Below are 12079 nucleotides of genomic sequence, written 5' to 3' on the forward strand. Positions count from 1 at the left end.
ACCGATCCCGGTTCCCTGCGGGGGAACCGGGATCAGCGCGTTCAGGTACGGCCTTCGCGCTCCTGCGCGTCCCTCAGCGCGGCCGAGGGGGCGGCCCACCGGGCCCGTACGACGGGGAAGCCCGCGCGCTCGACGGCATCGCAGACCAACTCGTCGTCGTCCACGAACCGGCGGATCTCCCGGCCGTGGGCCAGCTCGTGCAGGATCTCCGGCTTGACGGCCCGGGCGGGCCTGCGGTCGCTGTCGCGCCGCATGAACAACCGGCCCCGCGGCAGCCCGTGTTGCTCCAGCCACGCCAGTGTGTCGCGGCGGCACCGCTCGGGCCGCCCCGTCACGTACACGACCTCGTACTCCTCGGCGCTGCTCAGGGCCAGTTCGACGCCCTCCGGCAGCGGCGGGTCCTGCATCGCCGCGGCGAAGAAGGCGTTCCAGTCGCGCGGGCTGCGCTCCAGGAAGTGCTGCCGGTGCCCGGTGTCGGAGAGGGTCCCGTCCAGGTCGAAGACGGCGATCGGCCTGACACCCGCCCTTCCCTGCGCTGTCATGAGGCATCCACCAGGGACAGGGCGTGCAGCCGCTCGGGCGGCCCGGGGCGGGCGTAGTACCAGCCCTGCGCGGTGTCGCAGCCGAGGACCTTCAAGTGCTCGGCCTGCGCGCCCGTTTCGACACCCTCCACGGTGACCGCGAGATCGAGGGTATGGGCGAGCGACACCACCCCTTCCACGATCTTCACGTCGATCGGGTCCGCCGGGTGGTGCTGCATGCCCCGGGTGAACGACCGGTCGAGTTTGAGCGTACTCAGGGGCATGCGACGCAAGTTGGACAGATTGGAGTAGCCGGTGCCGAAATCGTCGAGAGCGATGTCGACGCCCAGATCGGCGAGCTGCCGCAGCGGTCGCAGTAAGGTCTCGTCGGCTCCGATCAGCGCGCTCTCGGTGACTTCGAGGCACAGTGCGGTGGGTTCCACCCCGGCCTCCTTCAGCACCTCCACCGTGTCGCGGACGAGACCGGGGTGGCGGAGCTGGAACGGCGAGAGGTTCACATTGACCCGCAGCGGCCCCTCGCAGCCCTCGAACTGCCAGTCCCTGGCCTGCCGTACGGCCTCGGCCATCACCCAGCGGCCGAGAGGCACGATGAGCCCGGTGTTCTCGGCCAGAGGTATGAACTGGTCGGGGCCGAGCACTCCACGCAGCGGATGGCACCAGCGCACCAGCGCCTCTGCCCCGTGCACCGTCCCGTCGCAGAGGCGTACGAGCGGCTGGTACTCGATGAAGAACTCGCCGCGCTCCAAGGCCATCGGCAGGCTGTTGACCAGCCCGTACTTGGTGATGGCCAGCACGTCGGCCTCGGGGTCGGCGTGCTCGTAGCGGTTGCCGCCCGCGGCCTTGGCGCGGTACATCGTGATGTCCGCGCTGCGCAGCACCTCCTCCGGGCCGAGTTCCCCCGCCGGCCCGTCGACGATGCCGATGCTGCCGCGGACAAGGAGGTCCCGGCCTTCGAGCCGTACGGGCTCGGAGAGCGCGTCGAGGATCCGGTGCGCGAGAGCCGTGACGTCGTCCTGGCTCTCCGGGTCCACGATCAGGGCCACGAACTCGTCGCCGCCGATCCGCGCGATCAATTGGTCGGGCGAGGTCAGGCAGGTCTGCAGCCGGTCGGCGACGGCCACCAGCATCTGGTCGCCGACCGCGTGACCGAGGCTGTCGTTGACCGCCTTGAACCCGTCCAGATCGAGGTAGCACAGACCGAACCGGGCTTCTCCGTCCCGTTCGGCCAGGGCCGCCTCCAGACGCTCGAAGAAGAGCGTGCGGTTGGGCAGTCCGGTGAGCGCGTCGTGCGTCGCCTCGTACCGCAACTGCTCGTGCAGCAGCCGCCGTTCTGTGATGTCCTCCATCAGCGCCAGCATGTACTGGGGCCGGTCGGAGGGGTCCCGCAGAAGCGACACCGTGAGGTTGGTCCACAGCACGGTGCCGTCGGTGCGGTAGTACGGCTTCTCGGCGCGGTAGTGGTCGCGTTCGCCTCGCGCCACCTCGCTCTGGAGGCTCCACACGCCCGGCTCGTCCTCGGGATGCGCCCAGTCGGTGACCTTCTTGCTGCGCACATGGTGCTCGGGGCCGCCGAACATCTGCGTCAGCGCGTCGTTGACGTCGATGATGTCGCCGTTCATATCGGCGATCCCGATGCCGATCGCCGCGCCTTCGAACACCGCGCGGAACAGCGCCTCACTTGCGTGCAGCGCCTTCTCGGCCTCGGCCTGCGCGGTCAACGCGGCACGGGAGACCGCCTCCTGCTCGATCAGGGTCCGTTCGCGCAGGGCCTGGGCGAAGCCGGCGGCGATGGCGTGCTGCAGACGCGCGCAGCGGGCGCGGCTCTCCTCGGCCGGAAACGCGTTCCCCGGCGAGCAGTAGAGGACCAGATAGGAGTCGACGACGCCGAGCGAACGCGGCAGCGCCCCGGGGTCGGTGCAGTGCGCCGCGACGAGGGCCGTGCCGATGTCCAGCGCGGGTGTCGGGTCGAAGGGACGTGCTGTGAGCGCCTCGCGCAGGGTCCGGGCGAGCGGGATGAGGTAGTCCTCGAACTCCGCCCGGGTCATGGACGTGGCCGTGGCCGGGTAGATGGCCCGGCTCCAGATTCTCGCGAAGCGGCGCAGCCGGTCCTCGGGCCCGTCCCGTGGACCGTCTCTGTCCGGCTGCCCGGATTCGGAGGGCCGTCTGGTCACGCCTTGCGCCCCACTCCTGCGAAACCGGTGAAGGCCATCGGGTCCTCGTGCTCGGGCGGGGTGTCCGGCCGCCAGTGCGGCATCGAGACCAGCCCGGGCTCGACGTACTCGAATCCGTCGAAGAACCGGTCGACCTGGGCGCGCGACCGCATGACGAGCGGTGAACTCGCCTTCCGGTACACGCCCTGCACCTGATCGCCCTGTTCCTCGGAGATGGGGCCGCCTTCGGTCGAGGCGTGCGTCAGCACCAGCAGGCTGCCCGGGGCCAGCGCGTCGCGCAGCTCGGCGACGGCGATCTGGGGATCCTCCTCCTCGGGGAGGAAGTGGAGGACTGCCACGAGGAGCAGGGCCACGGGCTTGCCGAGGTCGAGGAGGCGTGCCACCTCGGGGTTGTCGAGGATCTCCCGCGGCTTGCGCAGATCGGCGGCCACGATGCCCGCGTCGGGATTGCCCTGGAGGACGGCGCCGCTGTGCGCCACCGCGACCGGGTCGTTGTCCACGTACACGACGCGGGCGCCCGGGCTGATGGACTGGGTCACCTCGTGGACGTTCCCGAACGTGGGTATGCCCGAGCCTATGTCGAGGAATTGAGTGATGCCGTGGTCGACGGCGTAGCGCACGGCGCGCCGCATGAATGCGCGATTCGCTTGCATGATCTTGGGCAGGCCCGGCATGATCTCGATCGCCTTGCGCGCGGCTTCCCGGTCGACCTCGAAGTTGTGCGAGCCGCCCAGGTAGTAGTCGTAGATCCGGGACACGCTCGGCACAGAAAGGTCGATTCCCTGGGGGGCCCAGGATGGACGATCCATCAATGTTCTCCAGCTCGTCTGCCATGGTTGGTCCGGCCATGTGCATGCCGGTGTCTGAGCTGAGGCTACTGATCGCCCGTGAACAGGGGAACACCAAACGGAAATCTACGGTCCGTTCCCGTCAATAACCACAGGCATGTGCGCCCGCGCGCACACCGGGGCGGGCGGGAATCCGTTCCCGCCCCCTTCGCAGACAACGGTTCCCGCTGGACGTGGTGACGCACGGCAAGTGCATCCGCAAAGCCTCCACTGTCCCGGGTACCCCGAAAGTGTGCTCAGAGTCATATGGACGAAGTGCCCCCCGGTGTCCAGGAGTTGGGTTCCGGGGCCACCGGAGGGACCTGCGCCGATGGGCGCTGAAGACGGCGGGATCGGGCGACCGGGGAGACCGTAAAGCGGGTGCACATCCGTTCGGTACGGGCCTGGCTCGCCTATCGGTTCCCAAACCCGGCACGCCGAAGATCCATCACACAGGGGGAATTGCCCCGGTGCCGCGGGTGAACACCCCGTCCGCTGCGCAGATTTCCCGCGTGAGCACATGGCACCGGGTGGGGGTTGTCACCGCGAGCGCAGGACTCGGGGTGGCCGCAGCAGCGTTGACCGTGGGGATGGTGGAACAATCCGCCGCCGCTTGGGACGGCCCCGAAGTACGGGTGACGGCCTCCACGGGAGGCGCGGTCTCCGAATTCGAATTCTGCAAGGGGTCCGTACCAGAGATGGTGGCGTCGGCGGGCCCCGGCGGCGCCGTGTCCGGGATCAAGTGCCCCAAGCCCGCGCCCCCTCCACCGCCGCCCCCGCCGACCGCGACCCGGCCCCCTCCCCCACCACCGCGCCCCGCGCCGCCGCGCGCCACTCCGGCCCCGCCGCCGAAGCCGCCCCGGCCGAGCCCACGACCGCCTGCCGACAAGCCCGTTGCCACGCCGTCCCCCACGCCCTTGCTGCCCCGGGCGCACCCCGTCATGGCCCGCAAGGAGCCGGAAGGGTCCTCGGTGGTGACCACCACACTGCTCATCACCGCACCCGCCGTACTCGCGGCAGCCGCACTTCGTCCCCGTTCACGACGCTGACCAGGCCCGACCACCCGACTCCGGAGGAACCCGTATGTCCGCTTGGCTGGTGCTGACCGTCGCGATGGCGGCCGCGTGCGTCGTCGTCCTCGCGATCGTGATGCTCAACCAACGCCGCGTCGGCGAGAACGACGACCCCTCCAAGACCCCGGACGTCCTCGAATACATGACGATGATGATCGGCGTGGTCTACGCGATCGTGCTCGGTCTGGCCATCGCGGGCGTCTGGGAGGCGCGCGGCGCGGCCGAGGACGCCGTACGCACCGAGGCCCAGGCGCTGCACGAGGTCAGTGCGCGGGCCGCGGTCTATCCGGAGAAGGCGCGGGAGAAGATCCGCACCGATGTCGACGCGTACGTCACGCATGTGGTCGACCGGGAGTGGCCCCACATGGCCCGGCACGACGAACTCACCGCGCGCGGCACCGTGCTGCTCGACGTGGTGCGGCGCGATGTGTCCTCCCATGTGCCCCGCACCGAGCTGGAGAGCCAGACGTACCAGCCCGTCGTCGACCAGGTGGCGGCGGCGGACAGTGCGCGGACGGCGAGGGCGGAGAGCGCGGGGGCGACGATGCCGGGCGTGGTGTGGTTCGGACTGGTCGCCGGTGCGGTGGCCACGGTCGGGATGATCTTCATGCTCCAAATCCGGCGCTCGGGACGCGAGTTGCTGATGGCGGGCCTCTTCAGCGCACTCATCGCGTTCCTGCTCTTCCTCATCTGGAACTTCGACGCACCGCTCGGCCGGGACGGCCACGACTCGGCCGCGCCCTTCCTCGCACTCTTCCCCGGTGCAGGCGGGGGTGGTTGACGCGCGCGAGGGTCGGCCGCCGGCGCGCGCAGGCAGGCCGACGAGAGAATTTGCGGCGCACCGTCCCGACGACGTGGCCGGACATCCGGTGACGCAGCGGAGCTCAGAGCCCTACCAGGAAGTCTCCGTGACCTCCGCCCGGTCGTAGGGATCGGTCGTCGCCATGATCTCCGACTGCTGGCGGTCGCCCGAGAAGATCACGCGCAGCGTCGTCGGCTCCGTCTGCGACGTCCGGACGGTGAAGCCCTGGGTGGGGATCGCGGAGACGAAGCAGACACCGTTGTCGCCGAATCGGACCGATGCCTGGCCGCCGGCCGACTGGATCGTCTGCACACCCGAACCGCCCTCGTTGCAGTTCGCCGGCGACTGCGTCGCCGTCGGGCTCTCGGACGGCGACGGCTTCGTCGGGGAGGGCGCGTGCGACGTACGGGAGGGCGTCGGCTTGGGACTCGGCTTGCGCGTCGGGGCACGACTGGTCGCCGAGGGGCTCGGCTTCGCCGGTCTGCTGGACTTGCGGGCCTGCTCGGAGGGCGAGGAGAACACGGTCGGCGCGGAGCGGGCCACCGGCGGGGTCGGCTTGGTCGACCCCACCACGAAATGCACCGTGAGTATCACCGCCGTCACGCTGACGGCGGTGCACGAGATCCATATGAGCAGGTAGCGCAGAGAGCGAGGCACGACACCATAGTGTCGGACCAGCTACCGTGCTGCGCCATGGCATCCGTGCTTCTCGTCGAAGACGACCCCGTGATCCGGAGCGCACTGATCGAAGTGCTCTCCGCGCACGGGCATGTGGTGCACAGCGCCTCGCACGGCTTCGAGGCATTGCGCGAGGTCACCCAGCGTCCTCCGGACGTCGTGGTGCTCGACCTCGGGCTGCCGGACCTGGACGGGACGGATGTGCTCCGCATGCTGCGAGGTATCTCACAGGTGCCCGTGGTGGTCGCCACCGCCAGGGACGACGACGCGCAAGTGATCAAACTGCTGAATGCGGGCGCGGACGATTACGTGGTGAAGCCGTTCTCCGGCGGGCAGCTCGCCGCCCGCCTGGGGGCGGTGCTGCGGCGTACGTCGGCGCGCTCGGCCGCACAGTTCCCGCCGGGCGCGGAAGGGGCGAGCGCGGCCCAGAACGGCGCGATACCGGCGGCACCGCGCGTCATCCAGGTCGGGGACCTGGAGGTCGACGCCGCGGCCAGGACGGCGCATCTGGCCGGGCGGGAGCTGCGGCTGACCCGGCGCGAGTTCGACCTGCTGGCCTATCTGGCCGCCCATGCGGACCAGGTGGTGTCCCGGCGGCGGATCCTGGCGGACGTATGGCGCCAGCCGTACGTGGAGGATCAGACCATCGACGTCCATCTCTCGGCACTTCGTCGCAAACTGGGCGAAAGGGCAGCACAGCCGCGGTACTTGCACACGGTGCGAGGGATCGGCATCAAGCTGGTGGCACCGCGATGAGACGCGCACTCGCGGGGGTCGCGCTCGCGGTCACGTCCATGGTGGCGCTGTCCTTTCTGATACCTCTCGCCCTTCTTGTCCAGTCCGAGGCGCGGAGCCGCGCGACGACCGAGGCCGAGCAGCGTGCCGCCGCACTCGCTCCCGTACTCGCCCTCACCACCCGCCCCTCCGACGTCCAGCAGGCCGTCTCCGGCCTGGACGCCGGGGACCGGCTGGGCGTGCATCTGCCGGACGGCGATGTCATCGGCGCGGAGCACGCGCCGCCGCAGGGCCTCAACCGGGCGGAGCGCGAGCGCGAGACCCTCGCCTTGTCCACCCCGGCCGGACGGGTCTACCTCCAGCCCGTGATCCTCGCCGAGAACCGGGTGGCCGTCGTGGAGTCCTTCGTGCCGCAGGAGGACCTCGACCGGGGCGTGACGCTGTCGTGGGTCGTGATGTCCGTACTGGCGCTGGGGCTGGTGGCCGGTTCCGTGCTGGTCGCCGACCGGCTGGGCGCCCGCGTCGTGCGCTCCTCCCAGGGCCTCTCCCGGGCATCCAACGCCCTGGGCTCGGGCGACCTGGGCGTACGGGTCCACCCGGCCGGCCCGCCCGAGCTGGCGGAGGCCGGACGCGCGTTCAACTCGATGGCCGACCGCGTCGTCCAGCTGCTGGCGATGGAGCGCGAGCTGGTGGCCGACCTCTCGCACCGGCTCCGCACCCCGCTGACGGCACTGCACCTGGAGGCGGAGCGGATGGGATCGGCGCCGGGCGCCGAGCGCCTCAACGCCGCGATCACCAATCTCGAGAGCGAACTCGACTCGATCATCTCCGCGGCGCGCACACCACTGGCCGTGGGGCCGCTGGGCGGAGTCAGCGACGCGTTCAAGGAGCCCGGGCGCCCGGCCGACATCGCGGGAGGGCCCGAGCAGCAGCGGTGCGAGGTCTCGGAGGTGGTCCGGGGTCGCGTGGAGTTCTGGTCGGTGCTGGCCGCCCAGCAGGGCCGGGACTGCCGGCTGATCGCCACGTCGGAGGCGACGGCCGTCCGGCTGCCGCAGGACGATCTCGCGGCCGTCGTCGACGCCTTGATCGGCAACGTCTTCCAGCACACTCCCCAGGGAACGGCGTTCACCGTACGCGTCGAGCGAACCGCTCAGACCGTGGTGCTCTCGGTGGACGACGCCGGTCCCGGCATCGAGGACCCCGACCTGGCGATGGCGCGGGGGGTCAGCGTGGGCGGTTCGACCGGTCTCGGACTGGACATCGCGCACCGCGCGGCCCGAGCCACCCGCGGAGAGGTCGCGATCGCACGCGGACCCATGGGCGGCGCGCAGGTACGGGTGATGCTGGGGCTGGACGCGGAGCGGAAGCGCGGCCCGGTGCGCGCCGCACGACGGGCCAGGAAGTCGGCCCAGCGGTCCTGAGTCCCGGCGCGCATCGGGGCGTTGGGCGTTGGGCGTTGGGACGGAGGCGGGATGCGGGGGTACCCGGGAGGCGGGAGGCCGGCCGCGATGCCGTGAGCCGCGGCCGTGCCGCACCCGGGTTGCTCGGGCGGCCGGCCGTTCAAGGGCCGGCGGCCCGGCGAAGGGGGGCCCTGGAGACCGGGGGCGAGACCCTGGAGACCGGAGGGCGAGCGGACAGGCACCGCGCTGTACGTGCAACCGCGAGGAACCGCGAGGAACCGCGGGGAAACCCGGCGATCCGATTCAGCCCTGCCGAATCGGATCGGTCGTCAGCGAGAGGTACCGAAGTCCTGGGTCCACCAAGGGCCGTTGTTGCCCTCGTTGATGCCGATGCCTATCTCGCGGAACGAGCAGTTGAGGATGTTGTCGCGGTGGCCCTGGCTGTTCATCCAGGACTTCATGACCTCTTCGGGGCTGTTCTGCCCCTGGGCGATGTTCTCGCCGACCGCGGACCAGGCGTAGCCCTCGCGCTCCACACGGTCCTGCACCTGCGAGCCGTCCGGGCCGGTGTGGGAGAGGTTGCCGGCGCGCGCCATGGCGTCGGTGAACTTCTGCGCGGCGGCGTTGAGCTTCGTGTTGGCCTTGAGCGGGCTGCAACCCGCCTGCGCCCGCTCCTGGTTGACCAGTTGCACGATCCGGGCGGCGTCGCCGGTCGCGGCGGGGGTCGACGTGCGCGGCGCCGGAGCGCTGCGGGTCGTCTCCTTCGAGCTGCGGTCGGCCGCCGTCTCCGTCGTCCGCTTCTTCGCCTGCTGCTCGGCCGTACGGCGCGGGCTCGCCTTCGTAGAGGTCTTCTTGCGCTTGGGGGTCGAGCTCTTGGACTTCGACGGGGAGCCGGACGAGGTGCGAGGCACCGCTTCCTCGGCCATGGGGGACGCCGAGGAAGCGGCGCGATCCGCAGTGGACGCATCGGCCACCGGGTCGCCGCCCGACTGCACGACCGCCACTCCGGTGCCGACGCCCGCGACAACCGTGAGGATCCCGGCTGTCAGGGCGATACGACGGACCGGCTGTCCTTCGCGGCGGCGCCGGTGAGACGCAATGCGTCGTCCATTGCCGTGGCGAGGGCTCATGGTGGTCGTCCTCCGTTGGGCTGGGGGGTGCAGCGGGTTCCGGTTCTCGTCCGGCCGCCGTCAGCGACGATATGCGCCCGATCGAGTCCGATCATCATTCGAACGAGATCTTCAAGAACCCATAAGACTCAGCTCAGACATCACTTCGGAATGCGGGAAACTCTTTCCGAAAAATGGCTCTCGGACGGCATCTTCCGTCCCAACGCCCCCTCCGCCATCATGAGCCGCCGTCATCCGCCTACGGAGAGGACGCGTCATGGCCGGACTTGGGGGTCCCACCGGACGGAGCCCGGGCAACGGACAGGGCGTACTGCGCCGCAAGCCGATCGAGCAGATCGACGAGGCCGAAGGCCCCGCCGGCGAGCGGCTGACCCGCACCCTGGGTCTCTGGCAGCTCACCGCCATCGGCGTGGGCGGCATCATCGGCGCCGGGATCTTCGCGCTCGCGGGCACGGTGGCCAATGGCAAGGCGGGGCCGGCCGTGCTGGTCTCGTTCCTCATCGCGGGCGTCGCCTCGGCCGCCGCCGCCTTCTCCTACGCCGAGTTCGCGGGCCTGATCCCGAGGGCGGGCTCGGCCTACACCTACGGCTATGCGGTCCTGGGAGAGCTGGCGGGCTGGTTCATCGGCTGGGACCTGCTGCTGGAGTACACGGCGATCGTCGCGGTCGTCGCGATCGGCATCTCCGGGTACTTCAGCTTCCTGCTGGGCGAGGTGGGTCTCGACCTGCCGGCCTGGATGCTCGGCGCACCGGGGACGGGCGAAGGCCACAAAGTGGACCTCTTCGCCGTCGTTCTCTGCCTGTTCGTGGCCTATCTGCTGAATCTCGGCATCAAGAACGCCGCGCGCTTCGAGACGATCGTCGTGGGACTGAAGGTCCTGGTGGTCCTGCTCGTCATCGGCGTCGGCTTCTTCCACATCACCACGGACAACTACAGCCCCTTCTTCCCGTACGGCGTCAGCGGGGCGTTCACGGGCGCCGCGACGGTCTTCTTCGCCGTCTTCGGGTTCGACGCGATGAGCACCGCGGCCGAGGAGTCCAAGGACGCGCGCAAGCACATGCCGAAGGCGATCCTCTACTCGCTCGCCATCTCCATGGTGCTCTATGTGCTGGCCTGCCTGGTTCTGGTGGGTATGCAGCACTACACGAAGGTCGATCCGGAGAGCGGCTTCTCCACCGCCTTCAAGTCCGTGGGCCTGAGCGGCATCGCCGACGTGATCGCGGTGGGGGCGATCATCGGCATCCTCACGGTGATGTTCACCTTCATGCTCGGCGTGACGCGTGTGTGGTTCTCGATGAGCCGGGACGGTCTGCTGCCGCGCTGGTTCGCCAAGACGCACCCCACACGGCATGTGCCGACCCGCGTGACCTGGATCGTGGGCGTCGCTTCCGCCGGGATCGCCGGCTTCGTGGAGATCGGTGAGGCCGCGGAGCTGACGAACATCGGCATCCTGCTCGCCTTCGCCGTCGTCTGCACCGCCGTGATCGTGCTCCGCTACCGGCGGCCCGATCTGCCGCGCGAGTTCCGGTGCCCGGGCATGCCGGTCGTCCCCGCGATCGGCGTGGCCGCCTCGATCTGGCTGATCACCTTTCTTCAGTGGCAGACCTGGGTGCGCTTCGCGGTCTGGTTCGCGGTGGGGCTCGTCATCTACTTCGCCTACTCGTACCGGAATTCGGAACTCGCCAAGGCCGGACGGTCCGGCGGCGCGGCCGAGGACCCCGACGACGAGCCGAAGATGCGCGGGACCACCTGAGTGAACGGGAGCGGACGAACAAGCCGGCCCACGGGAGCGAGCGGGACTACTTGAGCAGCCGGGACAGCCGCCGGTCGGCCAGCGGCTTCCCGCCCGTCTGACATGTCGGGCAGTACTGCAGCGCCGAGTCGCTGAAGGACACCTCGCGGACGGTGTCCCCGCAGACGGGGCACGGCTGGCCCTTGCGGCCGTGCACCCGCAGGCCGCTCTTCTTCTCCGCCTTGAGCTTTCCGGCGGCGAGTCCGCGCGACCGCTCGACGGCTTCGCGCAGAGTCGAACCCATGGCGTCGTACAGCCCCGCCGTCTCCTCCTCGGTGAGGCTCGACGCCAGCTTGAACGGAGACATCCTCGCGGCGTGCAGGATCTCGTCCGAGTACGCGTTGCCGATCCCGGCGATGACGCTCTGGTCGCGCAGCACACCCTTGATCTGCCGCCGCTCGCCGTCGAGCAGGCCGGCGAAGGCCTCCAGGGTGAGGCCGTCGGAGATCGGGTCGGGTCCGAGCCGGGCGATTCCCGGTACGTCTGCGTGGTCACGTACCAGGTACACCGCGAGGCGCTTCTGGGTTCCCGCCTCGGTCAGATCGAATCCGGCCCCCTCCGGCTCGGCCAGCCGCAGCCGCAGCGCCAGCGGTCCCTTGCCGGGCCGGGGCGGTACGGCGGGAAGGTTCTCCTTCCACTGCAGCCAGCCGGCGCGCGCGAGATGGACGACCAGATGCAGATCGCCCGCCGACAGGTCGAGGAACTTGCCATGGCGGCCCACAGCGGTGAATTCCCGCCCTTCGAGCGCGCCGATCGGCGGGTCGTACGTCTTGAGCACGCTCACGGCCACGGGGAACACCCGGGCGACCGTCCGGCCCACCACATGGTCGGCCAGGAACCCGGTGAGCGCTTCGACCTCCGGCAGCTCCGGCATGCTCCCAGTCTGCCAGCCGACGGCCGGACCCCGCCCGCGAGCGACCGCGGGGCGG

At 70.3% G+C, this 12079-nt stretch carries 10 protein-coding genes; 5 read left to right on the top strand and 5 right to left on the bottom strand.

Features of this window, described 5'->3' with window-relative positions:
* Positions 1 to 41: 41 nt before the first annotated feature.
* The 3 genes from ACGFNH_RS16410 to ACGFNH_RS16420 are packed head-to-tail and all read right to left on the bottom strand — an operon-like array spanning position 42 to position 3522.
* Positions 42 to 542 carry an HAD family acid phosphatase gene (locus tag ACGFNH_RS16410; protein ID WP_393654146.1) on the bottom strand — a complete coding sequence of 167 codons (501 nt, stop codon included), beginning with the start codon at positions 540 to 542 and terminating at the stop codon, positions 42 to 44.
* Positions 539 to 2713, bottom strand: coding sequence for a putative bifunctional diguanylate cyclase/phosphodiesterase (locus ACGFNH_RS16415; RefSeq protein WP_393654148.1), 2175 nt, complete (start codon positions 2711 to 2713; stop codon positions 539 to 541). The genes ACGFNH_RS16410 and ACGFNH_RS16415 overlap by 4 nt, the downstream gene beginning before the upstream one ends.
* Positions 2710 to 3522, bottom strand: coding sequence for an SAM-dependent methyltransferase (locus ACGFNH_RS16420; RefSeq protein WP_393654150.1), 813 nt, complete (start codon positions 3520 to 3522; stop codon positions 2710 to 2712). The genes ACGFNH_RS16415 and ACGFNH_RS16420 overlap by 4 nt, the downstream gene beginning before the upstream one ends.
* 1101 nt (positions 3523 to 4623) lie before the next feature.
* On the opposite strand from ACGFNH_RS16420, the gene ACGFNH_RS16425 reads away from it, so the two are divergent.
* The 4 genes from ACGFNH_RS16425 (at position 4624) to ACGFNH_RS16440 (ending at position 8249) form a co-directional block, all read left to right on the top strand.
* Complete coding sequence (locus tag ACGFNH_RS16425) at positions 4624 to 5394, top strand: hypothetical protein (protein ID WP_393654152.1); 771 nt, start codon at positions 4624 to 4626, stop codon at positions 5392 to 5394.
* A gap of 163 nt (positions 5395 to 5557) precedes the next feature.
* On the top strand, positions 5558 to 6055 hold the full coding sequence (locus ACGFNH_RS16430) for a hypothetical protein (RefSeq protein WP_393654154.1): 498 nt from the start codon (positions 5558 to 5560) through the stop codon (positions 6053 to 6055).
* 53 nt (positions 6056 to 6108) lie between these two features.
* Complete coding sequence (locus tag ACGFNH_RS16435) at positions 6109 to 6849, top strand: response regulator transcription factor (protein ID WP_393654156.1); 741 nt, start codon at positions 6109 to 6111, stop codon at positions 6847 to 6849.
* Positions 6846 to 8249, top strand: a complete 1404-nt coding sequence (locus ACGFNH_RS16440) for a sensor histidine kinase (RefSeq protein ID WP_393654158.1) — start codon at positions 6846 to 6848, stop codon at positions 8247 to 8249. The genes ACGFNH_RS16435 and ACGFNH_RS16440 overlap by 4 nt, the downstream gene beginning before the upstream one ends.
* Positions 8250 to 8557: 308 nt before the next feature.
* On the opposite strand, the gene ACGFNH_RS16445 is transcribed toward ACGFNH_RS16440, so the two are convergent.
* A complete protein-coding gene (locus ACGFNH_RS16445) occupies positions 8558 to 9358 on the bottom strand; it encodes a CAP domain-containing protein (protein ID WP_393654160.1) in 801 nt (266 codons plus the stop codon).
* Positions 9359 to 9614: 256 nt separating this feature from the next.
* Here ACGFNH_RS16445 and ACGFNH_RS16450 point away from each other — a divergent pair, with 256 nt between their 5' ends.
* Complete coding sequence (locus ACGFNH_RS16450) at positions 9615 to 11111, top strand: amino acid permease (protein WP_393654162.1); 1497 nt, start codon at positions 9615 to 9617, stop codon at positions 11109 to 11111.
* Between the two features lie 46 nt (positions 11112 to 11157).
* Here the strand turns inward: ACGFNH_RS16450 and ACGFNH_RS16455 are convergent, their stop codons facing one another.
* Complete coding sequence (locus ACGFNH_RS16455; RefSeq protein WP_393654164.1) at positions 11158 to 12024, bottom strand: Fpg/Nei family DNA glycosylase; 867 nt, start codon at positions 12022 to 12024, stop codon at positions 11158 to 11160.
* Between the last annotated feature and the right edge of the window lie 55 nt (positions 12025 to 12079).

It is taken from the genome of Streptomyces sp. NPDC048639 (assembly GCF_043199075.1).
Taxonomy (GTDB): domain Bacteria; phylum Actinomycetota; class Actinomycetes; order Streptomycetales; family Streptomycetaceae; genus Streptomyces.